General features: G+C 65.2%; 22 protein-coding genes and 1 tRNA gene. 12 read left to right on the forward strand and 11 right to left on the reverse strand.

The window, feature by feature from the left end; genetic code table 11:
• Positions 1 to 4: 4 nt before the first annotated feature.
• Positions 5 to 5209, reverse strand: coding sequence for an alpha-2-macroglobulin family protein (locus JQ603_RS03930; protein ID WP_212336670.1), 5205 nt, complete (start codon positions 5207 to 5209; stop codon positions 5 to 7).
• Between the two features lie 405 nt (positions 5210 to 5614).
• Here JQ603_RS03930 and JQ603_RS03935 point away from each other — a divergent pair.
• Positions 5615 to 5691: transfer RNA gene (locus JQ603_RS03935), tRNA-Arg, on the forward strand.
• A gap of 134 nt (positions 5692 to 5825) precedes the next feature.
• Here the strand turns inward: JQ603_RS03935 and JQ603_RS03940 are convergent.
• Positions 5826 to 6065: a hypothetical protein gene (locus JQ603_RS03940; protein ID WP_212336672.1), complete on the reverse strand. Its 240-nt coding sequence runs from the start codon at positions 6063 to 6065 to the stop codon at positions 5826 to 5828.
• A 325-nt stretch (positions 6066 to 6390) separates the two neighbouring features.
• On the opposite strand from JQ603_RS03940, the gene JQ603_RS03945 reads away from it, so the two are divergent.
• Complete coding sequence (locus tag JQ603_RS03945; RefSeq protein WP_245003368.1) at positions 6391 to 6627, forward strand: hypothetical protein; 237 nt, start codon at positions 6391 to 6393, stop codon at positions 6625 to 6627.
• Between the two features lie 38 nt (positions 6628 to 6665).
• Here the strand turns inward: JQ603_RS03945 and JQ603_RS03950 are convergent, their stop codons facing one another.
• Positions 6666 to 7928, reverse strand: coding sequence for a hypothetical protein (locus tag JQ603_RS03950; RefSeq protein WP_212336676.1), 1263 nt, complete (start codon positions 7926 to 7928; stop codon positions 6666 to 6668).
• Positions 7929 to 8050: 122 nt separating this feature from the next.
• Here JQ603_RS03950 and JQ603_RS03955 point away from each other — a divergent pair, with 122 nt between their 5' ends.
• Complete coding sequence (locus tag JQ603_RS03955; RefSeq protein WP_212336678.1) at positions 8051 to 8278, forward strand: DUF2171 domain-containing protein; 228 nt, start codon at positions 8051 to 8053, stop codon at positions 8276 to 8278.
• 143 nt (positions 8279 to 8421) lie between these two features.
• Here JQ603_RS03955 and JQ603_RS03960 read toward each other — a convergent pair whose 3' ends face one another.
• Complete coding sequence (locus tag JQ603_RS03960) at positions 8422 to 8574, reverse strand: hypothetical protein (protein WP_018641837.1); 153 nt, start codon at positions 8572 to 8574, stop codon at positions 8422 to 8424.
• A 284-nt stretch (positions 8575 to 8858) separates the two neighbouring features.
• On the opposite strand from JQ603_RS03960, the gene JQ603_RS03965 reads away from it, so the two are divergent.
• Positions 8859 to 9020: a hypothetical protein gene (locus JQ603_RS03965; protein WP_212336680.1), complete on the forward strand. Its 162-nt coding sequence runs from the start codon at positions 8859 to 8861 to the stop codon at positions 9018 to 9020.
• 109 nt (positions 9021 to 9129) lie between these two features.
• Here JQ603_RS03965 and JQ603_RS03970 read toward each other — a convergent pair whose 3' ends face one another.
• The 3 genes from JQ603_RS03970 to JQ603_RS03980 form a co-directional block, all read right to left on the reverse strand.
• Positions 9130 to 9912 (reverse strand): hypothetical protein, encoded by a 783-nt coding sequence (locus JQ603_RS03970; RefSeq protein ID WP_212336681.1) that lies wholly within the window; start codon positions 9910 to 9912, stop codon positions 9130 to 9132.
• 174 nt (positions 9913 to 10086) lie between these two features.
• A complete protein-coding gene (locus JQ603_RS03975; RefSeq protein ID WP_212336683.1) occupies positions 10087 to 10311 on the reverse strand; it encodes a hypothetical protein in 225 nt (74 codons plus the stop codon).
• Positions 10312 to 10387: 76 nt separating this feature from the next.
• Positions 10388 to 10624: a hypothetical protein gene (locus JQ603_RS03980; RefSeq protein WP_212336685.1), complete on the reverse strand. Its 237-nt coding sequence runs from the start codon at positions 10622 to 10624 to the stop codon at positions 10388 to 10390.
• A gap of 267 nt (positions 10625 to 10891) precedes the next feature.
• Here JQ603_RS03980 and JQ603_RS03985 point away from each other — a divergent pair, with 267 nt between their 5' ends.
• On the forward strand, positions 10892 to 11239 hold the full coding sequence (locus tag JQ603_RS03985) for a DUF6481 family protein (protein WP_212336687.1): 348 nt from the start codon (positions 10892 to 10894) through the stop codon (positions 11237 to 11239).
• Between the two features lie 139 nt (positions 11240 to 11378).
• Here the strand turns inward: JQ603_RS03985 and JQ603_RS03990 are convergent, their stop codons facing one another.
• On the reverse strand, positions 11379 to 11621 hold the full coding sequence (locus tag JQ603_RS03990) for a pentapeptide MXKDX repeat protein (RefSeq protein WP_130367076.1): 243 nt from the start codon (positions 11619 to 11621) through the stop codon (positions 11379 to 11381).
• Between the two features lie 333 nt (positions 11622 to 11954).
• Here JQ603_RS03990 and dctP point away from each other — a divergent pair, with 333 nt between their 5' ends.
• The 3 genes from dctP to JQ603_RS04005 are packed head-to-tail and all read left to right on the forward strand — an operon-like array spanning position 11955 to position 14883.
• Complete coding sequence (dctP, locus tag JQ603_RS03995) at positions 11955 to 12977, forward strand: TRAP transporter substrate-binding protein (protein WP_212336689.1); 1023 nt, start codon at positions 11955 to 11957, stop codon at positions 12975 to 12977.
• Positions 12974 to 13528, forward strand: coding sequence for a TRAP transporter small permease (locus JQ603_RS04000; protein WP_212336691.1), 555 nt, complete (start codon positions 12974 to 12976; stop codon positions 13526 to 13528). The genes dctP and JQ603_RS04000 overlap by 4 nt, the downstream gene beginning before the upstream one ends.
• On the forward strand, positions 13525 to 14883 hold the full coding sequence (locus JQ603_RS04005; RefSeq protein ID WP_212336692.1) for a TRAP transporter large permease: 1359 nt from the start codon (positions 13525 to 13527) through the stop codon (positions 14881 to 14883). Before JQ603_RS04000 ends, JQ603_RS04005 begins: the two co-directional genes overlap by 4 nt.
• Before the next feature lie 161 nt (positions 14884 to 15044).
• Here the strand turns inward: JQ603_RS04005 and JQ603_RS04010 are convergent, their stop codons facing one another.
• The gene (locus JQ603_RS04010) at positions 15045 to 15725 is read right to left on the reverse strand and encodes a GntR family transcriptional regulator (RefSeq protein WP_212336693.1); all 681 of its coding nucleotides are present in this window, start codon (positions 15723 to 15725) and stop codon (positions 15045 to 15047) included.
• A gap of 215 nt (positions 15726 to 15940) precedes the next feature.
• Here JQ603_RS04010 and JQ603_RS04015 point away from each other — a divergent pair, with 215 nt between their 5' ends.
• From JQ603_RS04015 to JQ603_RS04030, 4 genes are all read left to right on the forward strand, one after another.
• Complete coding sequence (locus JQ603_RS04015; RefSeq protein ID WP_433996619.1) at positions 15941 to 16564, forward strand: TRAP transporter small permease; 624 nt, start codon at positions 15941 to 15943, stop codon at positions 16562 to 16564.
• On the forward strand, positions 16564 to 17829 hold the full coding sequence (locus JQ603_RS04020; protein ID WP_212336694.1) for a TRAP transporter large permease: 1266 nt from the start codon (positions 16564 to 16566) through the stop codon (positions 17827 to 17829). The genes JQ603_RS04015 and JQ603_RS04020 overlap by 1 nt, the downstream gene beginning before the upstream one ends.
• 24 nt (positions 17830 to 17853) lie before the next feature.
• A complete protein-coding gene (locus tag JQ603_RS04025) occupies positions 17854 to 18837 on the forward strand; it encodes a TRAP transporter substrate-binding protein (protein ID WP_212336695.1) in 984 nt (327 codons plus the stop codon).
• Positions 18838 to 18911: 74 nt separating this feature from the next.
• Entirely contained in the window at positions 18912 to 19838 is a 927-nt protein-coding gene (locus JQ603_RS04030; protein WP_212336696.1) for a dihydrodipicolinate synthase family protein, read from the forward strand.
• A gap of 128 nt (positions 19839 to 19966) precedes the next feature.
• Here the strand turns inward: JQ603_RS04030 and JQ603_RS04035 are convergent, their stop codons facing one another.
• Together JQ603_RS04035 and JQ603_RS04040 are read right to left on the reverse strand one after the other, a co-directional pair.
• Complete coding sequence (locus JQ603_RS04035; RefSeq protein ID WP_212336697.1) at positions 19967 to 20878, reverse strand: hydroxymethylglutaryl-CoA lyase; 912 nt, start codon at positions 20876 to 20878, stop codon at positions 19967 to 19969.
• 1 nt (position 20879) lies between these two features.
• A complete protein-coding gene (locus JQ603_RS04040; protein WP_212336698.1) occupies positions 20880 to 22883 on the reverse strand; it encodes an acetyl/propionyl/methylcrotonyl-CoA carboxylase subunit alpha in 2004 nt (667 codons plus the stop codon).
• Between the last annotated feature and the right edge of the window lies 1 nt (position 22884).

The raw sequence follows: 22884 nt of genomic DNA on the forward strand, positions 1-22884 counted from the left end.
CCACTCACTTCGCCGCCCGCACCTCGACAGTCCCCGTGCCCGTCCGCCCATAACGCGAGGGATTGTACATGTCCTCGACATAGGCCTGCGGCAGCACGTATTTGCCGGGCGAGACCGCCCGGACGACATAGGCGACGGTGAACACCGACTTGGAATCCGAGGCGCGATCAACCGCCGCCGTGAAGCGGTCGTCGCGGAACTCGGTGTCTTCAGGCTCCTCGCCGTCCTCGATCCAGTCCAGCGTGCCGCTGTCGCCCGACGACACCAGCTTCGGGTTGTCGATCTCCAGGCCCGCCGGCAGATAGTCGGACACCATGATGTGGCCGTATTCGGGCTTGGCCTCGGTGATCTTCAGCACCACCGCAAAGCGCTGGTTCTGCTTGACCTTGCTGATGTCGGCGGGCTTGCCGTCGAGCGTGTAGTAGCTGCGCTCGATCTTGAAGCCGTTCGATGCCGCAGGCTCCGGCGTCACCGGCGAGCCCGACACCGAGACCACCGCCTGCACCGGAGCATCGCTGGTGTTGGTGATCTTCAGCGGCTTGCCGCTCACCGTGTCCGCCTTGTAGCTGCGGTAGAGCGCGGTCTTGACCGGCTGGCCGTCGACCTCGATCGAGAGGTTCTCCTTGGCCAGCGCCCGCGCCGCCAGCACCAGCCACGCATTCTCCTGCGTGGAGGTGTAGGGCGTCAGACCGCGGGCGGTCTCGACCCGGGACACCGCCTGCGTCAGCGTCGCCTTCGGCGCATTACCTTCGCTGGCGAGCGAGACCAGCGCTGCGGCATCGCGCAGCTGCGAGCCGTAGTCAGTGCGGCCGAACTCCAGCACCGGCTTGGGCGCGAGGCTGTCGAGCGCCGCGCCATAGACGCGTTCGGCGCGGTTGCGGTCGCCGACCAGGGCCAGCGCTGCGGCAAGCTGCGACTTCGCGATCGGGGTTGCGAGGTTGTTCAGCTTGGTGTCGGCGAGATAGCGGAGATCGCCGATGGGAGCTGCGCCGTTACGTGCGAGCACGTAGAGGCCGTAGGCGAGATCGCGGCCGCCGTCCTTCTCGGGCTCGTTGCCGTTGACGACGGAGTTGCGGATGCGATCGAGCGCGTTCTTGAACAGCACGTCCGGCACCGCAAAGCCCTTTTCACGGGCCCGGGTGAGGAAGTCCGTCACGTAGGCATCGAGCCAGGCATCATCGCCGCCGGCCGACCACAGGCCGAACGAGCCGTTGGAGCCCTGACGGGCCAGGAGACGCTCGATCGCATCGCGGATGCGCTGGTCGACCTCGGTATCCATGGCGAGATGCGCGCCGGCCGCGAGCTCGTTGACATAGAGCAGCGGCATGGCACGGCTCGTGATCTGCTCCGAGCAGCCATAGGGATAGCGGTCGAGCGCCTTCAGGATCGTCGCCGCATCGAGCGCGGTCGACAGGCTGGCCGAGACCGAGACGCTGCCGGTGCCAGGCACGAGATCGGAGAACATGTCCGAGGTCAGCGTCAGGCTCTCGCCCTTCGCCAGTGTCCGGATCGAGCGCCGTGCCAGCACCTGCGTTGCCGCCTTGACGTCGAACGCGTAGTGCCGCGCGAGCGCAAGGCCATTCGGCCCCTTGATGTCGACGTCGAGCGTCGCCTGCCCCGCCGCGGTCGCATCGAGCGCGAGCGTGAACGCGTTGCGCTGCTTGGCGGCGAGCTTCACGGTGGTTGCGGGATTGCCGGTCATCTTCACCGGGCCGCCGGTCTTGACGTTGATGACGTAGTCGCCGGCCTGGCCCTCGACATTGTCGATCTCGAGGTTGACCGTGCCGTGGTCGCCGTTGAGCAGGAAGCGCGGCAGCGTCGTGGTCAGCACCACGGGGTCGCGGATCACGACATCGGTATTGGCGCGGCCGAGTTTTGTGGCAGTCCACGCCACCGCCATGACACGTGCGGTGCCGGCGAACTCCGGAATATCGAAGCTCACCTCCGCCGTGCCATCGGCAGCGACCGTGACGATGCCCGAATAGAGCGCCAGCGGCTTCTGCGCGGGCGGTGAGCCCTGCAGCTCCGCGGCACCGGCGTCGCCGCCGGACTTGATCTGGCCGCGCGTGCCCGACATGCCGTCGATGAGCTGCCCGTAGAGATCGCGGATCTCCGCGCTCAGGCGGCGCTGGCCGAGATAGTAGTCATCCGGCGCCGGCGGCTTGTAATTGGTGAGGTTGAGGATGCCGACATCGACCGCGGCAATCACCACCTTGGCGTCCTCGCCCGGATTGAGCCCGTCGAGCCTGACCGGGATCTTCAGCATCGCATTGGGGCGGATCAGCGCCGGCGGCGTCAGCTTCACGGCAAGCGTGCGGGTCTGCTTGTCGATGCCGAACCATTTCAGGCCGATCGCCCGGCCCGGCATGCGCTGGGCCGCCGCATCGAGCGGACGGCGCAGCGTCGCCACCACATAGGCGCCGGTGCCCCAGTCCTTGCCGACCGGGAGCTTGACCTGGGCGGTGCCTTCCTTGACGTCGACGGTCTGCGTCGTCAGCAGGCGGTCACCGAGCACATTGATGGTGAGCTTGCCGGCGCTGCGGACATTGACCGACACCGTCATGGTGTCGCCGGAGGCGTATTGCGGCTTGTCGATCGAGGTTTCCAGCAGGTCCGGCGTGTCGGCGCTGCCGTCGGAGTACCAGCCGACGTCGAACTGCACCGAGGTCACCGGGCCGTCGGCATCGTTGGACTTCACGTCCAGCCGATAACGGCCGGGCTGCGGGCTGAGCGAGATGCGCGACGGCTTGTCGGCTGCAATGGTGACGTCACCGTCGGCGACGCGCGAGGTCGACTTGACCGGCTCGTACTCCCAGTAATTGTTCTGGCGGTACCACTGGTAGCGCGACTCCATCTTCAGGAGCTCGTAGCGCAGGCCATCGCGGCGAAGGGTCTGGCCCTCGGGCGAGACGAACACGACGTCGAACTCGGCCTTGTCGCCCTCGGCGACGTTCTTGTCGCCGAACAGCGGCTTGATGCCGATCTGCGCAGCAGTGGGCGCGACCGGCAGCACGATCTTGCGCTCGACGGCGCGGCCGCCGGTCTCGACCATGCGCACGAAGATCTGCGCCTCCTGCGGACGCGTCGACGCCGGCTGCTTGTCCAGCGTCACCGGGAAGGTCGCAACGCCATTGGCATCGGCCTCGGGAAGGTTCTCGAGCGGCGTGCGCTCGTTCGAGGTGGTCTCCTCGTCGGCGACGCCGAACTGATAGCCGGCAAAGCCCGGGCGTCCGGCCGCAGGCGCGACCAGCATGTCGCCTTCGAGCGCAAGGCCCGAGGCCGGCGCGCCATAAAGGAAATGACCGTCCGCCTTAAGCTCCACTGGAGCGTTAGCTTTGATCAGCTTGTCCTTGGCAGACAAATCGAATTCGATCCGATCAGGAACGTAATCCTCGACCATGAAGGTGGTTTCGCCGACCGACGCGCCCTTCGGATCGGTGAAGGCGCGCACGCGCCAGGTGCCGGTCGGAACGGCCGAGTTGAGCGGCACGGACAGCGTGCGGCCGCCGGCGCCCTGGTCGGACAGCACAGCACGGCGGTATTCGACGCCGTCGGGGCGCTCGACCACCAGCGTCATCGGCCCGCCGGTCACGGCATTGCCCTGCCCGTCGCGCAAGAGCGCAGTGAGGAAGACGGTCTCGCTGGAGCGGTAGACGCCGCGCTCGGCATAGACGAAGGCATCGGCGCCGGCGGGCACGGCGCGCCCCGCAACGCCGCGGTCGGAGAGGTCGAAGGCCGACGTCTTCAGGCTGAGGAAGGCATAGTCCGCCTTCTCGCCGGTGACCGTGAGCATCGCCGGCGACAGGCCGCCCTCGCCGCGCGCAAGGCCTGCCTCGAACAGCACGTGACCGGTCTCGTCGGTCTTGCGCGTCGCCAGGATCTCGTTGTTGCGGGCGACCAGCCGCACCTCGGCCTTGCCGACCGGATCGGTCGACGCCAGCGAGTTGACGAAGACGTGGATGCCGTCATTGCCGGAATAGGCGCTGACACCCAGGTCGGAGACGATGAACCATTGCGTGGCGAGCTGGTACTCGTCGTCCGAGCCCGGGCCCTTGGCCGCCGCGGTCATCACGTAGACCCCGGGCTGGAGCTCGCCGAGCGCCTGGTCGACCGGGAATGCCGTGGTGACGTCCTGGTTCAGCGTCATCGCGGTCGAAAGCTCGCCCGACCAGACCTTGACGCCGCGCTCATCGCCGAGATCACTCAGCTGATATTTGGTGAGCGTCTTCTGGAAATCGCTGTCGACCACCGTGTTGATCAAATTGCGGTCGCCGATCCGGAAGACGTTGATGTTGACCGCGGGCGTGTTGACGCTGACCACGGGAATGCCGCGCTGGCCGGTCCTGGGCAGCACATAGGCGCGGCTAGTGAAGCGCACGAACGGCTTGCGGTCGCGCACATAGATATTGAACTCGGCCGATTTCGGCAGCCCCTCCTTCACTGTCGACGGCAGGCCGGCGCGCAAATTGATGTTGTAGCGTTCGCCATGCCTCAGCCCGTCGACGCAGAGCTGCTTGCCCTCCGCCGACAGCGCCGGCTTGTCCTGCCCTGCGAGGGCCAGGAACGGCGCGAAGTCGGTGCGCTTGGCGAGTTCCTCCGAGAACTGGAAGCAGGCGCGCGGGCTCGCCGAATCCGAGTCCACGGTGTAGTCGAGCAGCCGGAAGCCGTGCTCGTCGCGCAGCTTCTCATATTGCCCGCGGACATCGGCGACCTCGCGCAGGTCGAGCGACAGCCGCAGCGAATCCAGTGCCGGCCGCCACAGCTTGCGTTCGGCCAGCGACTTGCCGAGCACGGCGAGCGCGTCCGCCTCCTCGCCCGGATTGCCGGCGCGCATGTAAGCGATGTAGGCCGCGGTCGAGGCGCGCTCCAGCAGGAAGGTCTGCTCGCTCGAGTTCTTCGGCCAGATCTGGAAGATCACCTTGGCGAGCCGCAGCCAGTTGCCGGCATCCTCAGGCGTGGTGGCCGCAATCTGGCCGAGCACCGACAGGCCGGTGCGGTAATCGTTGCGCTTGAAGGCGGCGTCGGCATCCGTGCGCAGCGTCGCGTTGGTCTTGGCGACCGGCCCCGCCTCGCTCTTGATCTGCGCCTCCAGCTTGATGGCGGAATCGGCGAGATCGTCGCGTTTGAAGGCCTTGTCGGCGGCCTGCGCCGCGTTAAGACCGAGCGCCAGCGCGGCGCAGATTGTGACGGCGCGAACAAGACCGATCATGGATGGACTCCCGGAAATCGCGGACGAACGCCGCTTGTCGCATGAAATGCGTGGAAAGGTGACGGACTCAAGGCGATGGAACCAGAGGTGCAAAACGTCGCATTCGCCATGACAAAGGCAGGCCCAGAGGAGACCGGTCCAGATACCGCCGCGCACGCCGTCCTGATGGCGCAGCAACACCTAGCCAATCGTCCGGCGGCCGTGTCCCGGAAGCTGTTCAGCGTTCCCGGCGATGTAATCCATCGTCCAGTCCGCTGCCGCTCAACCCGGCACCCTGACACCCCACCGTTCCGCTTTGTCGCGGCAATGAGGAAAACGGTTCGGTTCAGACTTGGCGAAACACCCAATTTTTCATATTGGCATGCTAGATGAACGGCCAGCCGCCCAATCCGGCCGGCCCAAGACGGTCCCGTAGCTCAACTGGATAGAGTAGCGGATTTCTACTCCGCGGGTTGCAGGTTCGAGTCCTGCCGGGATCGCCAGTGTTTTCAAGATGATGGACGTTCGTCTCTTGCAAAACCCGTATCAGACGCGTCTACACACACTTTGCAGATCCTTCTCCGCAATGAGGAGAAGGTCTTCATTCGCATCTCCACCCTCGGCGTGCATTCGAAGTCTATTCGGACTTCTTGCCGACAACCCATCTAACGATCGGCCATCCCACCACGAAAGCTGATGCAGCAGTGCCGACTACTCGCGTTACCAAGGCGCCGAGGTCCTGTTCGCTGAAGTACGGGTGCCTGTTGTAGAAGATGAGCACGAGAATGGTGCTGAGCGCGCAGCAGAGGGCAACTAACAACCGATAAAGCTGCCCTTCAAGATGCGCGACGCGCGTCTCAAGGTTTTCGTTATCCACTATCCGAGATCCCTCAAAAACTTCTTCCAAAATGACTTCTCGTTGATCCTGTCCGCTGGGCAGGAGCCCAACACCGGCGTGGCAGTCCCTCGCATCTTACCAAGGTTAATTCGGCGATTGCCACTTTTTCCCGACTCGGTAGCCGTTGGACGTTGGCGCCATCCTCAACCAGCTAAGTTGAGCGTCAGAACCTTTCGCTCCTTCTCTTCACGAACGCGTGGGTAACCCCGCACCGGGCCTTTGAACCGGGCGCATCAATCCTATCTATGCGCTGGGCGACGTGCGCCCGATAAGGACCTCGATGCCACCATCCGAGTGGACGGGAATGGCCATCGCATCAGCCGTGGCCGTGATCGCAATATCATTTTTGGCAATTGACGCCGGCGTCGACGTGAACACCGGCGCGATCGTAAAACGTGTCGAGACGGCGCGGGCGTCCATCACGGACGCGGTGGCGCGCCAGCATGAGCTCGCCTTCGCCGTTCAGGCGTGGTCGCGCGGCCAACACGACAAGCCGCTCTCGGAGAAGCCACACCTGGAGCAATGCCTGGCGATCGATTGATCCAAGGCGCGGCGGCCAGCGCATCATTCCCCGTCCGCTTACTGGTGCGCCCTCCACCACCTCGCGATTGCTGCCGCCAGATCATTCCACAGCTCGGTCGGCAGATCCGGCACCGCCACCCGGACGCTGTACTCGTCCGTGGTCGCATTGTGAAACCATTCCGTCGCGGCGAAGTCGAAGCCAAAGCTGCCGGCGTGGCGAATCGGGAGGCCATCCCGGCCGAGATCGCGGCTCATCGCGTCTGCAGCCTGCCGCGCGCTGGCCTCATCGAGGGGACGCCGGCTGCGCAGCGTGACGTAGAGGCCGTGGGTGAAGTGGAGCTCGGCCGACAGCGAGGCGAGCTCACGGGCAAAGCGCCTGGCCGCGTGGCGGCCATTGCGCAAAATGGCTGCGACGCGCCGCTTCGTTAAGGCCCAATAATCCGCCGTGCCCACGAAGGGCGGAAAATGCGCCGGCAGCGCCGCGCCGCCGAGGAGGCGCACAGCGTCACGCGTCTCTGCTGCGAGGCGTTCGGGCAATGAATGCCCGACGCCCTCCTCGCTCCAACTGACGAACACCGCGGAGCCGAGCCGGCCGTATTCCGCGCCGAGCGAATCGAGCTTGGTGTGGCTTCGCACCATCACCACGGGGATTCCGCTTCGCCTTGCCCAACGCAGGACACGCCGGATGCGGCCCGACCGGCCGGCAAAGCATGTCGTGTCGAAGATCAGGAGGTCGACACCAGAACCATCGCAGCGCAGCGCCGCTTCGAACGCGCCGGCGGCGACGCAGGAATCCAGCAAGAGAATTCGCGGCGCACCCGCGCCAGCCAACGCACCGTCCAGCGGCAGCCTCAAGGTGACGAGCCGCAAATCCGGGACGAAGCGGTCGATCAGCTCCAGCGTCTCGCCGTAGGAGCCCGGCAGGACCAGGATGTCAGCTTTGGCGAAGATCCGGGTGGCGGCCAACAGCAGCGCCGAGATCGCGGCCATCCCGGAGGCGGTATAGATCGTCTCGCTGCCGCAGCCGGGCTCGCGCTCATAGAACGAGGGCCCGTTCACCTTCAGATCCGCGCGCTGGTAGTCGTAGCTGAAGGTGAACGGACCGCTGGTTGGAGAGGCCGTGGCCGACCACGACGTCTCCGTCGCCTTCCAGTCCTGCAGTGCGTGCTCGGCGCGCAACGCGGCAGTCAGCTGGAATTTCGTCCTGATGACCTCGTCCACCGAGCGCGGACACGGCACGTGCCGCGGGCTGGTCAGGCAGCCATTCAGCAGCCCGATCTCCCTGTGCTTCCGCTCAAGATAGGCCTCGATGGTCTCCATACGACGCTTGTCAGCTGCAACTCTCCTTCAACGTCCGGCGCGCCTTTGGGGTCCAACTGCGGCGCGCTGCGCCTTGCAACGAAGAGCCGTCTGCATAGTTGAGACTGCGCTAGGAGGACATCATGCCGAAAATCAGGGAAAACATGAAAATCATCGGCAAGAACGGCGCGCATGTCGGCACCGTCGACCGCCTCGAGGGCAACCGGATCAAGCTGACGCGCAAGGACAGTCCGGAGGGCCACAAGGACCACCACCACTACATCGACACGAAATATGTCGGCGCGGTCGAGGGCGATACCGTCAAGCTCTCGGTCAATGCCGATGCGGTCCCGAAGAGCGAAGCTGCGTAACAACACCAAAGCCCCTTCGGAGCTTTTTGTTTGTTCACGGTCCGACTCCGCTTCGTTCGCAAAGCACGAATCGCAATCGCGAAAATCAGCGCTGCGCAAATGTTAACAGGGAATTGCCGTAGCGCTGATTGCGCGCGCGACCGCTACTCGGTCGGCTCATCGTCGCGACGCTCGCGGGCAAGCTGATGCCAGGCGATGGCGAGCTCGATCAGGCGTTGCCGGTCGGCGCCTTCGGCCGCTGCGGCGCGCTTCATTGCGGCCTCGGCTTCGTGCTGCGGGTCGTACTTGTTGCACATGAGTCCTATTTTAGCCGCTCGATCTGGACAAGTGCGTGGCAATTTCGTCCGTATGATTGCGGAGGACCGACGTTGTTATAAGAGATTGAAACACCCTTTGGTTGTTGCACCAAGGGATTTGCACTCGCGGTTTCAAACGCTCCGCGGCGCAAGCGAAAGAGAGGCCCGGCCTCATTCCAAGCGATCTGTGAATTGCGTCACAGCCTGCGCACGGCGTCTCGCGCTAAACAGCACCTCAGCGCTTCCAAGGGGAGCGCGAGACGGCGTGGGAGGTCTTTCCCGTCATGACACAGGAAGCAACCGCCGAAGCCAGGGTCCCGACACAACGACAGCGGTCCGACCTGTTCGGCATCGCGTGTCTTGCGACGATCGGTCTCGTGACGCTGGCCTGGATCGCAGGCCTGGTCTGGGGCGCGATGGCATTCTTCAACTGGCTGGTAGCCTGACGCGCGAGACGATCGGCCCTCATCCGCGCGCAACTGGATCGACCCGCACCAAAACAAAAGAGGCGGGCCTTTCGCCCGCCTCTTCGGTTTCAGATCCTTACGCAGAAGCTCAGTAGCACGCGCGCGGATCGGCCTGCACATACTGCCCGTTCGGATAACGGTAATAGCAATTGCCCTGGGCCACGTAGTAGCCGGGGCGTGAGGCCGCCGTTGCGCCGGCGATCGCGCCGGTGGCACCGCCGATCACGGCGCCCGCAGCTGCACCCGAGGCGTTGCCCGAGATCAGGCCACCGAGCACGCCGCCGACAATGGCTCCACCCAGCGCGCTCGCGCCGGGATCGGCCGGCGGCGGCGGAGGCGGAGGTTCGTAGGCGACCGGCGGCGGCGCCGGGGCATAGGCGACCGGCACGTCGTCGTAATAGTCATCCGAGATGTAGGCGGGCGGACCGGCCATCCGCTGCGGATAATAATACCAGACGCCGCCGACATCCCACCACCAGCCGGAGCGGCCGTTGCGGACCTCGTGGCGCCAGCGCCCGCCATCCCAGGCGCGATTGCCGCGATAGGCGTGCCCGCCCCAGTCGCGCTCCGGCGCGGGGCCACGCGCGTAGTTGCGGCCGGGCGGCGGGCCGCCCGCATTGTGCGGGCCGGGACCGGGGCCGCCAGCGTGCGGCTGGCCGCCGGGCTGTTGCGCGGGCCGGGCCGCCTGCTGCGGCGGAGGGCCCTTGCGCATGTTCTGATTGGTCTGGGGCGGCGCGCCGGCGCCCTGCCCGGCCGGTGGCGGGCTCGCGTCCCTGGGCGGCCTGGCCTCCTGCGCCTGCGCCGAAAGCGCGAGCAAAGACATGGCCGAAACCAAGGGAATGATGATCTTCTTGCGGCTGGACGCACTCATGCGTGCTTGACCCCCTACTTTCTCGCTTGCCGTGTCCCGCACGCGATAGACGATTCGCCTCGCGCCGGGGTGATGCCGGCTGACATAACTGACCTGCTTGATCGGCTAAGTCCCGTTACAAATGATTAAGATCACGGCAATTTTTCGGCCCCAAGGGGCCGCGCCGGAGCGCCGCTAGCGGGCCGGCTCGATGACGTTGCAATTGCTCCGCCCCGACATCAGGCAGTCCTGCATCTTGCTGGCCGCGGTGAGATCGCGGGCGAGCCACCAGCCGATGCCGAGGATCAGAAGCGCGATGATCAGGCCGGCAAAGGCGCCGCGGCGGTTGTCGCCGGGTTGAGGCCTTGGCGCGGATTTGGGCTTCTCGCCCGGTTCGGGCTTGGACGCGGGGCTCGACATGACAACCTGATCGCACGGGTGAGCCGGCTTTATCACCTCTGCGGCGTGGCGTCACATCCCGGCCGGCCCTTCCGGTTCAGCCCCGGGTCTGGTGGATCGCATCCTTGCGCGAGGTCTCGACAGCGGGGGCCGCCTCGCGAGCCCGCGGGGCGCAGGTCGTGAGCACGAAAGCGGTCTGGCTGCACTCCCAGTCGGCGCCCAGAACGGCGTTCTCGATCGGTTGCGGACGGGCAAACAGCAATGCGGCACCCGCCAGCACCGCCACCACGAGGATGACCGCGAGCGCCTTGAGGCTCAGCCGGAAGATGGTCATGCCCGTGCTCCGTCTCGTATTGGGGCGGACGCTAGGCGTTGCGTCAGGACGCCCACTATGAGGGACATCACAATTCGGCAGTTTTTCGGGGCTACGAGAGATCGTCGGGGGAGCGATTTTTCGTCTACCTGATCGGCTGCGATTATGGGTGGCTTCGCGACGCGCGCCGATGTACACGCTTCTGCGTCGCGTGGCGCCTGCTATGCCCAGCCGACGTACCAACAGGCACTGATGTAGGATTGAAAGCGAGGAAGACAAGGCTCGTCGATGAGTGGATTCAGGGAACCCGGTTTTGCAGACCGGCAAAAGGCGGCGCAGGACGCCCGCAAAAATCTTTTGAACAAGTTCAAGTCGCAGCCGGGACACGATGATCCGGCGGTAGCGGCTCGCCGCGCCGAACGCGAGGCCCTCGCGGCCAAGCGCGCCGAGGCAAAGGCAGCGCGCGAGGCGGACAAGGCCGAGCAGAAGCGCCTCGAGGAGGAAGCCAAGGCCGCCGAAGCCGCACGGATCGCGCGTGAGGCTGAGGAAGCCGCCGAAAGGCAAGCCGCGCTCGAGGCCGAGCAGAAGGCCAAGCGTGACGCCCGCTACGCAGCGCGCAAGGCCAAGCGGAAGTAGCGTTCACGACGTGGCGTTCAGAGGTCACGTTCAACTGAAATTGAACGGAGACATCTATTCGGGGCGGTCCATGTGACCGCCCCCGGACTCTCCCGGGCGCGCGTCTGCCTTTTGCACGCGCGCCGGCGACGACAGAAGATCAGTTCTTCTTCATCATCCCGTCGTCTTTCTTCATCCCGTCCTTCGACATGTGATCCTTCTTCATGCCGTCGTCCTTGGACATGGCATCTTTCTTCATGCCGTCCTTGGACATCGTGTCCTTCTTCATCATGCCGTCGTCCTTGCCCATCTTGTCCTGGGCAAAAGCGGCCGGCGACAGCGCGAGGCCAAGCGAGAGAACGGCAGCCGAGACGCCGAGCGCGATACGGGTACGAATGGTCATGGATCATCTTCCCTTCGAGATGGTGTTTGTCAGCGACGGACGCCGCTACTTGGTCTCGACGGATCGAGGTGCGGGCTTGTTACGGCCTCGCCGCCAAATTTTTCCAGGCCGCGCATTCGCCGCAATCACGTCCGCGATATCCGACCTCCATTCGGAGGGTTGATGGCAAGTGTGCAGCGCAACACGACCGGCACTTGCCGCGGCATTCGGTCTCGAACTATCAGATGAGAGAACATCGCCTCAAAGACCGGCTAGGATGGGCCTGAAGCCGGTCTGACAAGACCCGACCCAAATCACATCAACAAGAACAGAAACGTTCAAGGGGATTACACCATGATTACGCGCCGCCATCTGATCGCGACCGCCGTCGCCGCGCCCGCCATCTTGCGCTTCGGCACCGGCACCGCGCATGCCGCCACCACGCTGAAGATCTCGCATCAATTCCCTGGAGGCACCATCGACAAGGGCGATTTCCGCGACCGTCTCTGCCGCATGTTCGCCGCTGAAGTCAGCAAGCGCAGCAACGGCGACATCGCCGCCGAGATCTATCCGAACTCCTCGCTGATCAAGACCAACGCGCAGTTCTCCGCGATGCGCAAGGGCGCGCTCGACATCTCGCTCTATCCGATGCCCTATGCCGGCGGCGAGCTGCCCGAGACCAATATCGGCCTGATGCCGGGCCTCGTCACCACCTACGACCAGGGCCTGCGCTGGAAGAAGGAACCGGTCGGAAAGGCGCTGACCGATTTCCTCGCCGACAAGGGCATCATCCTGCTCACCTGGGTCTGGCAGGCCGGCGGCGTCGCCAGCCGCTCCAAGCCGATCGTCGCGCCCGAGGATGCCAAGGGCATGAAGGTGCGTGGCGGCTCGCGCGAGATGGACATGGTGCTGCAGACCGCCGGCGCCTCGGTGCTGTCGGTGCCGTCGAACGAGATCTACGCGGCGATGCAGACCGGCGCGTGCGATGCCGGCATCACCTCCTCCACCAGCCTGATCTCGTTCCGCCTCGAAGAGGTCGCGAAGTCGCTGACATCGGGCGCAGGCGCCTCCTACTGGTTCATGCTCGAGCCCTTGATGATGTCGAAGGCAATCTTCGACAAGCTGCCGAAGAACCAGCAGGACGTGCTGCTCACAGTGGGCCAGGAGCTCGAAGCCTTCGGCCGCAAGGGCGCGCAGGACGACGACGTCGAGGTCGCCAAGGTCTACGAGAAGGCCGGCGCAAAAGTTTCGGCGCTGGATGCTGCGACCGTCGGCAAGTGGCGCGACATCGCCCGCGACACCGCGTGGAAGGATTACGGCGCCAAGACCGCGACCTCCGCGAACCTGCTCAAGCTCGCCACCGACGTCGCGGCATGAGCCACGGTCCGCTTCCGGATCGTGACGACCACGCAACCGCTGCCGCAGGCACAGGCCCTGCGGCGGCGATCGATCGCGGTCTCGCCATCCTCAACAGCATCATCGTCGTGTTCGCCGCGATCGCGCTGGTCGCGGCCTGCGCCATCCTGAGCTACAGCGTGCTCAGCCGCGCGCTGTTCAAGGCGGCCAATTACTGGCAGGACGAGGCCGCCGTGTTCCTGCTGGTCGGCGCCACCTTCATGACGGCGGCCTATGTGCAACAGAACCGCGGCCATATCGGCATCGAGGCCTTTGTCGGCCTGCTCTCGCCGCTGGCGAACCGGGTCAGGCTCTGGCTGGTCGACGCCGCGACATTCCTGTTCTGCGCCTTCTTCACCTGGAAGTCCTGGACGCTGGCACATGAGGCCTATGTCGACGGCCAGGTCTCGAACTCGATGTGGTCGCCGCCGCTCGCCATCCCCTATTCACTGATGGCGCTCGGCATGAGCCTGCTCTGCGTCCAGATTCTCGTGCAGCTCGCGCTGCCCTTTGCTGGAGGCCGGCGGCCATGAGCGTTTTCGGGATCGGCCTCGCCTACGGCATCGCGACGCTGGTCATCATGTTTTCGGGCATGCCGATTGCGTTCGCGCTCGGCGCGGTCGCGGTCGTGTTCATGGGCATCTACATGCCATCGGCCTCGCTCGATACGGTGACGCAGAACGTCTACGAGGAAATGGCCTCGATCACGCTGCTGTCGATCCCGCTCTTCATCCTGAAGGGCGCCGCGATCGGCAAGTCGCGCGCAGGCCAGGATCTCTACTCGGCGCTGCACGCCTGGCTGCACCGCGTCCCCGGCGGGCTCGGCGTCGCCAACGTGTTCGCCTGCGCGCTGTTCGCGGCAATGGCGGGCTCGAGCCCGGCGACCTGCTCGGCGATCGGTTCGGCCGGCATCCCCGAGATGCGCAAGCGCGGCTATTCCGGCGGCTTTGCCGCAGGGATCATCGCCGCCGGCGGCACGCTCGGCATCCTGCTGCCGCCGTCCATCACCATGATCCTGTTCGCGGTCGCAGCCGAAAAGTCGCTCGGACGGCTGTTCCTCGCCGGCATCGGGCCAGGCCTCTTGCTGGTCACCCTGTTCGGCTTCTACGCGGTGTTCCGCTTCCGCCAGGAATATGCCGCGGCGGAGGCGATCTACAAGAACGGCGGTCCGGAGGCTGCGATCCTCGCCCGCGACGAGTACACGCTCGCCGAACGCTTCAGCGTGCTGCCGCGGGTGATCCCGTTTGTGCTGCTGCTGACCGGCGTCATGATCGCCCTCTACGGCGGCTACGCCACGCCGTCGGAGACGGCGGGCCTCGGCGGCCTCCTGGCACTGGCGCTGATCGCAGCGATCTACAGCGTGTGGCGGCCGAGCGACCTCGCCCCCATCATGAAGTCGACGATCCGGGAATCGACCATGCTGATGATGATCATCGGCATGTCGCTGCTCTATTCCTATGTGATGAGCTATCTGCACATCTCGCAATCGGTCGCCGAATCCATCGTCGCAATGCACCTGCCGCGCTGGGAGCTGCTGTTCGCGATCCTCGTCATGGTGGTCGTGCTCGGCTTCTTCCTGCCGCCGGTCTCGATCATCCTGATGACGGCACCGATCATCCTGCCGCCGCTCCGCGCCGCCAATTTCGACATCATCTGGTTCGGCGTGGTCATGACCATCGTGATGGAGATGGGCCTGATCCATCCGCCCGTTGGCCTCAACATCTTTGTCATCCGCAACGTCGCGCCGGACATCCCCCTGCGCGAAGTGATATGGGGCACGCTGCCTTTCGTGCTCTTGATGATGCTCGCGGTGCTGCTGCTGTGCTTCGTGCCGGGGATCTCGACCTGGCTGCCGGATCTCGTGATGGGGCCGGACGGGAGCAGGTAGCGAAAACCACAACTGCCGTAGGGTGGGTTAGACCAGCGGCTGCGCGAAGCGCAGTCGCTGGGCGTAACCCACCTCTTCTGCTTCCGCGGAGACACATAGTGGTGCGTTGCGCCCTTCAGATCCGCTTCGCGCATCTGCAGGGCTAACCCACCCTACGAAATCTACTCGCTCTTCCGCCGCGCCTTCGGCGCGTTCGCCACCACCTGCAGCAGATCCTTGCGCACGGCCTCGATGTGCCGCTCTAGGAACCGGCAGGCGTCCTCCACCTTCTGCGCGCGGCAGAGCGCGATCAGCTGGGCGTGCTCCTTCTCGGCAGTGCCCATCGCCTTGGTGTTGGAGAGCTGCAGGCGGGTGTAGCGATCGCTGGTCTGCAGCAGCGACAGCACGATCGCTCGCGTGCGCGGCTGCGGCGCGTGCACGTACAGCGCCATGTGGAAGTCGGCGTTGAGCTGCCCCCATTCGCTGACGTTCCTCGCCTTGATCGCCTTCTCGAAACTCTTGTGGATGTCGTCGAGCCCCTCGAAATCGTCGGCAGTGAAACGCGGGGCCGACTGCGCCAGCAATCGTGGCTCCAGGATGCGCCGCAGGTCGAACACGTCGTTGATCTCGTCCAGTGACAGCTCGGAGACGATGGCGCCCTTCTGCGGCACGATCCGCACCAGCCCTTCGGCCTCGAGCTGGAACAACGCCTCGCGCACCGGGATGCGGCTGACGCCATAGGCATCCCCAAGCGCATCCTGACGCAGCTGCGATCCGGCGGGATAGGTGCCGTCGAGGATCGCCTGGCGGAGCTGATCGACGATCGCAGCCGACAGGGTGCGATGCTTCAGAGGCTGTTTCATCTGACCTTCCGTCCTGCTTGCCGACTCGTCGGAGCGAGGCGGTCCCTCTCTTGCATGTTGAGACGCCCGGCAAAAGCCGTGACTCCGCAAAAGCCGGTGCCCAGCAAAAGCGCGCCCTGCCGCCGAATTGACCGCAATCTCCGTTTGACTCCCAAAATGTATAAATTATACATTTGGCAATCGCACGACAAATTTTCGGGGGTTGGGGCCTCTTCATGATCGAGCAGACCATGCCGGCCATTCGCGCGCTCAGCCTCCGACGTACGGTCGTGCGGATGTCGAGCGCCCTGCTCGCCTTCGAGCGTCTGGCGCTGATGGGCCTGATGTACCTGCTCACCGGCCTGATCCTGGTGAACGTCGTCACCCGCTACGCGCGTTTCCCGATCTACTGGATCGATGAATCCGCAGTCTATTGCGTGGTCTGCCTGACCTTCATCGGCGCGTCCGCGATGACCCGGCTGCGGCTTGACTTCGCGGTCACCATGCTGACGGAGCGGCTTTCGCCACAGTGCCAGAAGATCGCAAAAGTGATCTCGACCGGCATGGTCGTCGTGTTCGGCGTTGCCCTGACCGTCACCTGCGTGCTCTGGATGGACCCGATCGGATTGGCGCTCGCCGGCTTCGACGGGCGCAAGCTCGCGGCCGAAACCTTCAACTTCCTCTACACAGAACACACCCAGACCCTGAACTGGCCGACCTGGGTGCTCTATCTGACGCTGCCGATCTTCGCGGTGTCGATGACCGTGCACGGCCTCGCCAATCTGCTGGAAGATCTCGAGCTGGTCCCGCGCACGCCGCCGAAGGGTTTTCAGCTCTCCGAGCTCGACGGGGTCAACTGATGGTCACGTCCGCCGCCTTCGTCGCGTTCATGCTGGTCGGCGTGCCGATCGGGCTCTGCCTGTGCCTTGCCGGCCTCGTCTACATCGCCGCCTCAGGCAATCCCGTGCTGTTCCAGTCCTATCCGCTGCAGCTGTTCGGCGGCGTCGACAGCTACGGCCTGATCGCGATTCCGCTGTTCATCCTGATCGGCGAGATCATGAACGGCGGCGGCATCACGCGGCGCATCGTCGACATGGCGATGGCGTTCGTCGGCTCGCTCAAGGGCGGGCTCGCCTACGTCAACATCCTCGCCAACATGTTCATCTCATCCATCCTGGGATCGGCGACCGCGCAGGTCGCGATCATGGCCCAGATCATGGTGCCGGAGATGGAGAAGAAGGGTTACGACAAGACCTTTGCGGCGGGCCTCACCGCCTATGGCGGCATGCTCGGCCCGATCATTCCGCCCTCGGTGATGTTCGTGGTCTACAGCGTGCTGGCGCAGGTCTCGGTCAGCGACATGCTGATCGCCGGCATCGTGCCGGGCGTCATCCTCACCGTGATGTTCTGCCTCGTCATCGCGCTGATGGGATACATGTACAACTATCCGCGCGCCGACTATCAGACGCCGCGCCAGCGTCTGATGACGATCCTGCGGACCTCGCCGACGCTGCTGATCCCGATCGTCATCGTCGGCACGATTCTGAGCGGTCTCGCCAACGCCACGGAATCCGCCGCCGTCGGCGCCGTCGCCGCCGCCCTCGTCGGCAAATACTGGACCAAGGAATTCGAGTTCTCGCAGCTACCGCAGATGATGCTGCGCAGCGGCATCTATTCGGCGATCGTGCTGTTCCTCGTCGCGGCCGCTGCCGTGTTCTCCTGGGTGCTGATCTTCGGCAAGGTGCCGCAGGAAACCGCGGCCTGGATCCAGACCGCAGCAAAAGACCCGATCAGCTTCATGCTGATCTGCAACGTCATCCTGCTGATCATCGGCACTGTCATCGACGGCATTCCCGGCCTGATCATGACGGTGCCGATCCTGCTGCCGGTCGCGACCGACATCTATCACATCGATCCCCGGCATTTCGGCGTCGTGGTGGTGATCAATCTCGTTCTCGGCCTTTTGTCGCCGCCGGTCGGCCTCTGCTTCTTCGTCGCGGCCGCCGTCACCGGCGCCAAGCCCGGCAAGATGTTCATGGTGACGCTGCCGTTCTTCGTCATCTCCTGCGTCCTGCTGGTGCTGCTCTCGCTCTACCCCTCGCTCTCGCTGATCCTCGTCAAATAGGCCCGTACAAAAGGAAGCCCGACCATGCCGCTTTCACGCCGCCGCTTTCTCGCCGCCAGTGCCGCCGCTTCGGTGTTCGCGCCGTCGCTGGCGCTCGCCCAGGCCAAGGAATTCCGCCTCGGCCTGATCACGCCCAACGGCCATTCCTGGAACAAGGCCGCGCTCAAATTCGGCGACGAACTCAAGGCCGCCACCAACGGCCGCCTGACCCTGACCGTGTTCCACTCCGGCCAGCTCGGCAACGAGCCCGCGATGATGCAGCAATTGCAGTCCGGCGCACTCGACATGGGCTTCATCCAGGCCGCCGAGCTCGGCTCGCGCGTGCCGCATATCGCCGCGATCAACGCGCCCTACATCGTGCGCTCGACGCCGGCGGTGGCGAAATTCGTGCGGCATCCGGCGGCGGTGAAGCTGTTCGAGGTGCTGCCGCAGGAGACCGGCACCATCGGGCTCGGCTGGGGCATCACCGGCATGCGCGCGGTGTTCTCGTCCAAGGACCTGAATTCGCTCGCCGACATCAAGGGCATGAAGCTGCGCATCAACCCGACGCCGGTCTATCGCGACTTCTATTCCTCGCTGGGCGCTGCGCCGACGCCGATCCCGACGCCGCAGGTGTTCGACGCCATGGCCAACGGCCAGGTCGACGGTCTCGAGGCCGATCTCGAGTTCTCCTGGAACCAGCGCTTCGACAAGGTCTCGAAGGTGATCCTGCAGATGAACGCCGTCTTCATGCCGATGGCGGCAGTCGTCTCCGGCCGGGTCTGGCAGTCGCTTTCGGCGGCCGACCGCGAGCTGATCACCAAGACGATCAAGACGACGCTGGACGCGCAGATCGACGAGCTCGCAGGCAACGAGCCGGCGCTGATCGAGAATTTCAAGAACGCGCCGATCCCGATCCGTCAGGTCCCGGCCGGCGACACCGAAGCCGTCATCGCCGAGTTCGACAAGATCTGGCTGCCGAAGGCACCCGTTCTCGCCGAGCTGCGCAAGGTCGGCGCGACGCTCTGATCCCGCCCGCCATCCCTTTCACAACTGCCGGCGGCCCCAGCCCCCCGCCGGCCTTTTTCATCTGGAGAAAAACCATGCCCCGCCGCGTATCCTGGGAAGGCGTCTTCCCGGCCGTCACCACCCAATTCCACGACGATCTCTCGCTCGACATCGATGCGACCGCCAAGGTGATGGATGGATTGATCCGCGATGGCGTGTCCGGCCTGATCGTCTGCGGCTCGGTCGGCGAGAACACCTCGCTGGAGCGCAAGGAGAAGGTCGCGATCATGGAGACGGCGAAGTCGGTCGCGAAAGGCCGCGTGCCCGTGCTATGCGGCATCGCCGAATTCACGACGGCGTTTGCGGTCGAGACGGCGAAAGAAGCCGCGCGCGTCGGCATCGACGGCGTGATGGTGATGCCGGCGCTGGTGTATTCGTCCAAGCCGCACGAGACGGCTGCGCATTTCCGCGCCGTCGCCAGCGCGACGGACCTGCCGGTGATGCTCTACAACAACCCGCCGATCTACAAGAACGACGTCACCCCCGACATCCTGGCCTCGCTCGCCGATGTCGAGACCGTCGTCTGCTTCAAGGACTCCTCGGGTGACACGCGGCGTTTCATCGACACCAGGAACATGGTCGGCGACCGCTTCGTGCTATTCGCAGGTCTCGACGACGTCATCGTCGAGAGCGTCGCCATGGGCGCGGTGGGCTGGGTCTCGGGCATGTCGAACGCCTTCCCGCGCGAGGGCGAGACGCTGTTCCGCCTCGCCAGGGCCGGCCGCTTCGCCGAGGCGATGCCGCTCTACGAATGGTTTATGCCGCTCCTGCATCTCGATGCACGCCCGGACCTCGTCCAGTGCATCAAGCTGTGCGAGCACATCATGGGCCGCGGCACCGCATTGACCCGCCCGCCGCGCCTTGCGCTGCTGCCGCAGGAGAAGGCCGAGGTCGAGGCCATGATGGCCAAGGCGCTGAAGAACCGGCCGCAGCTTCCGGATGTCGGGCTGAAGGCGGCGTGACCGCTTAGGGCGTAGGGTGGGTTAGACCTGCGGCTGCGCAAAGCGCAGTCGCTGGGCGTAACCCACCACTTTCGTCTCCGCGGACACCAAAGAGGTGGGTTACGCTTCGCTAACCCACCCTACGAAGCTTACGAGCTCACTCGCTTCTTCTTCGCGTTCAGCGCGGATGCAACACGGCTCACCGGCGGCTTGCCCAGCACGACGCTCATCGCGTTCGTCGCCGCCAGCAGCTTCTCCATGTCGACGGCCGTCCTGACGCCCATGCCTTCGAGCATGTAGACGACATCCTCGGTCGCGACATTGCCGGTCGCGCCCGGCGCATAGGGACAGCCGCCGAGGCCGCCGGCGGCGGCGTCGATGACACGGACGCCCTCCTCCAGGCCGGCATAGAGATTGGCGAGCGCCTGACCGTAGGTGTCGTGGAAATGCATCGCGAGTTTTGCAGGCGGGATGTTGGTGGCTACCGCCCGCAGCATCTCCTTCGCCTTATCAGGCGTGCCGACGCCGATGGTGTCGCCGAGCGAGATCTCGTAGCAGCCGAGATCCCACAGCGTGCTCGCGAGATCGGCGACGGCCTTCGGCTTGATCTCGCCGTCGAAGGGACAACCGAGCACGCAGGAGATATAGCCGCGCACCTTCACGCCATCGGCCTTGGCGCGGGCCAGCACCGGCTTGAACCGTTCGATGGATTCGGCGACCGTGCAGTTGATGTTGGCGCGCGAAAACCCTTCCGAGGCCGCCGCGAACACGGAGACCACCTTGGCGCCTGCGGCGCGCGCGGCGTCATAGCCCTTCTCGTTCGGCACCAGCACGTGGAATTCGGCGCCCTTGATGTGGTTCACGCCGCGCAGCACGGCATCCGAGCTCGCCATTTGCGGGATTGCCTTGGGCGAGACGAAGGCGCCGACCTCGACCGTATCAAGCCCTGCCCCGACCAGCGCCTCGATGAAGGCAATGCGGGCCTCGACGCTGACGGGCGTCTTCTCGTTCTGGAGGCCGTCGCGCGGCCCCATCTCGATGATGCGGACGGGATCGCTCATCTCATTCCCCCGTAGGTTCGACCACGGCGAGCTCGACGCCCTCCTGCACGATGTCGCCGACCTTGCACCTGATCGACTTCAGCACGCCGGCATAGGGTGCGCGCAGCGTCTGCTCCATCTTCATCACTTCAAGCGTGAGGATCGGCGCGCCCTTCTCCAGCTTGGCGCCCTCCTCGGCCAGCACGGCGACGACGGTTCCCGGCAGGGGCGCGGCGATCTTGTCTTCGCCGACATGCTCCTCGGTCTCGCCGCCGAACTGATCGACCCAGTGCAGGTCAAAGCGGCCGTTGCGCGTGCGCAAATACAGCTCATGGCCATCGATCACGGCTGCAACTGACGATTTGACGCCGTCGAGCGTAAGATCGAAGCCCCCGTCCTTCGCCGCGATCGTGAACGCCAGCTCGCGCTCACCGATCACCAGCGTGGACAGCCCGCCGCCGTAGTTCAGAACAATCTTCTGCTCCGTTCCATGCCCGACGCGGAAGGCAAAGCTGCGCTGGCGGCGGCCGACCGGCTGCCAGCCAAAGGTCTGCCACGGAGAGCTCGCCTCGACCTGCGCGGCCTGCCGTTCCTCGTTGACGATCGCAGCGACCGCAGCGCACAGCTCAAGCTCGCCCGGCGCCGGCGCCGCGGACGTCAGCACCGCCAGCTCGCGCTCGATGAACCCGGTGTCGATCGCATTCGCGCGCACCTTCGGGTGTGTGATCAGCGCCGACAGGAACGGAATATTGGTGACGATGCCGCGGACATCGGACTCTTCCAGGCCGCGGTTGAGGCGGTCGATCGCAACGTCCCGCGTCGGCGCCCACGCAATCGTCTTTGCCAGCATCGCATCGTAGTAAGGCGAGACTAGATCGCCCTCGCGATAGCCGGCATCGATGCGCAAGCCCCCGGTCTCCGCGGGCAGACGCCAGGTCGAGATCTTTCCGACCGACGGCATGAAGTTCTTGGTCGGGTTCTCCGCGTACACGCGCGCCTCGATCGCATGGCCGTTGAGCTTGATCTCCTCCTGCTTCAAGGGCAGTGCCTCGCCGAAGGCGACGCGCAGCTGCCATTCGACGAGGTCGATCCCGGTGATTAGCTCGGTCACGGGATGCTCGACCTGCAGGCGCGTGTTCATCTCGATGAAGAACACGTCCTTGCCGTCGGAGACGAACTCGATGGTGCCGGCGCCGACATAGTCCACCGCTCCGGCGGCCTTGCGCGCAGCGGCGCAGACCGTCTCGCGCTGGGCGGCGTTGAGCGTCGGCGACGGTGCTTCCTCGATCACCTTCTGGTGGCGGCGCTGCAGCGTGCATTCGCGCTCGAACAGCGAGAGCAGATTGCCGTGGCTGTCGCCGATGATCTGCACCTCGATATGCCTGGGATTGTCGACATATTTTTCGATCAGCATGCGGTCGTCACCGAACGCTGCCAGGGCTTCGCGCTTGGCGCTGACGATCGCAGGCCCGAGCTCGGCGGCCGAGCGAACGATGCGCATGCCGCGGCCGCCGCCGCCGGCGGAGGCCTTCACCAGAACGGGGAAACCGATCTTGTCGGCGGCTTTCGAAAGCGTCGCCTCGTCCTGGGCCTCGCCGTGATAGCCGGGCACCAGCGGCACGCCGGCTTTCTCCATCAGCTCCTTGGAGCCGGACTTCGAGCCCATGGCCGTCATCATCCCGGCGGTCGGGCCGACGAACACCAACCCGGCGTCCAGGCAGGCCCGCGCGAACTCGGCATTCTCCGACAGGAAGCCGTAGCCGGGATGCACGGCCTCGGCGCCGGTTTTTTTCGCGGCCTCGATCAACCGCTCGACATTGAGATAGCTGTCGCGGGCGCGTGCGGGCCCGAGCAGCACGGCCTCATCGGCGAGCGCGACATGCATCGCATCGCGATCAGCCTCGGAATAGACCGCGACCGTGCGCAGGCCCATGGCGCGGGCGGTTCGGATGACGCGGCAGGCGATCTCGCCGCGGTTGGCGATCAGGAGGGTGCGAAAACGGCGGTAGAGCTTTGAGCGGTCCATC

The sequence above is a fragment of the Bradyrhizobium liaoningense genome (assembly GCF_018130825.1).
Classification (GTDB): domain Bacteria; phylum Pseudomonadota; class Alphaproteobacteria; order Rhizobiales; family Xanthobacteraceae; genus Bradyrhizobium; species Bradyrhizobium liaoningense_B.

Bases quoted from the DNA above. Each gene is read 5' to 3' on its own strand.
- JQ603_RS03930 (WP_212336670.1), bottom strand. From the start codon at position 5,209: ATGATCGGTCTTGTTCGCGCCGTCACAATCTGCGCCGCGCTGGCGCTC.
- JQ603_RS03945 (WP_245003368.1), top strand. From the start codon at position 6,391: ATGGCCATCGCATCAGCCGTGGCCGTGATCGCAATATCATTTTTGGCA.
- JQ603_RS03950 (WP_212336676.1), bottom strand. From the start codon at position 7,928: ATGGAGACCATCGAGGCCTATCTTGAGCGGAAGCACAGGGAGATCGGG.
- JQ603_RS03955 (WP_212336678.1), top strand. From the start codon at position 8,051: ATGCCGAAAATCAGGGAAAACATGAAAATCATCGGCAAGAACGGCGCG.
- JQ603_RS03960 (WP_018641837.1), bottom strand. From the start codon at position 8,574: ATGTGCAACAAGTACGACCCGCAGCACGAAGCCGAGGCCGCAATGAAG.
- JQ603_RS03965 (WP_212336680.1), top strand. From the start codon at position 8,859: ATGACACAGGAAGCAACCGCCGAAGCCAGGGTCCCGACACAACGACAG.
- JQ603_RS03970 (WP_212336681.1), bottom strand. From the start codon at position 9,912: ATGAGTGCGTCCAGCCGCAAGAAGATCATCATTCCCTTGGTTTCGGCC.
- JQ603_RS03975 (WP_212336683.1), bottom strand. From the start codon at position 10,311: ATGTCGAGCCCCGCGTCCAAGCCCGAACCGGGCGAGAAGCCCAAATCC.
- JQ603_RS03980 (WP_212336685.1), bottom strand. From the start codon at position 10,624: ATGACCATCTTCCGGCTGAGCCTCAAGGCGCTCGCGGTCATCCTCGTG.
- JQ603_RS03985 (WP_212336687.1), top strand. From the start codon at position 10,892: ATGAGTGGATTCAGGGAACCCGGTTTTGCAGACCGGCAAAAGGCGGCG.
- JQ603_RS03990 (WP_130367076.1), bottom strand. From the start codon at position 11,621: ATGACCATTCGTACCCGTATCGCGCTCGGCGTCTCGGCTGCCGTTCTC.
- dctP (WP_212336689.1), top strand. From the start codon at position 11,955: ATGATTACGCGCCGCCATCTGATCGCGACCGCCGTCGCCGCGCCCGCC.
- JQ603_RS04000 (WP_212336691.1), top strand. From the start codon at position 12,974: ATGAGCCACGGTCCGCTTCCGGATCGTGACGACCACGCAACCGCTGCC.
- JQ603_RS04005 (WP_212336692.1), top strand. From the start codon at position 13,525: ATGAGCGTTTTCGGGATCGGCCTCGCCTACGGCATCGCGACGCTGGTC.
- JQ603_RS04010 (WP_212336693.1), bottom strand. From the start codon at position 15,725: ATGAAACAGCCTCTGAAGCATCGCACCCTGTCGGCTGCGATCGTCGAT.
- JQ603_RS04015 (WP_433996619.1), top strand. From the start codon at position 15,941: ATGATCGAGCAGACCATGCCGGCCATTCGCGCGCTCAGCCTCCGACGT.
- JQ603_RS04020 (WP_212336694.1), top strand. From the start codon at position 16,564: ATGGTCACGTCCGCCGCCTTCGTCGCGTTCATGCTGGTCGGCGTGCCG.
- JQ603_RS04025 (WP_212336695.1), top strand. From the start codon at position 17,854: ATGCCGCTTTCACGCCGCCGCTTTCTCGCCGCCAGTGCCGCCGCTTCG.
- JQ603_RS04030 (WP_212336696.1), top strand. From the start codon at position 18,912: ATGCCCCGCCGCGTATCCTGGGAAGGCGTCTTCCCGGCCGTCACCACC.
- JQ603_RS04035 (WP_212336697.1), bottom strand. From the start codon at position 20,878: ATGAGCGATCCCGTCCGCATCATCGAGATGGGGCCGCGCGACGGCCTC.
- JQ603_RS04040 (WP_212336698.1), bottom strand. From the start codon at position 22,883: ATGGACCGCTCAAAGCTCTACCGCCGTTTTCGCACCCTCCTGATCGCC.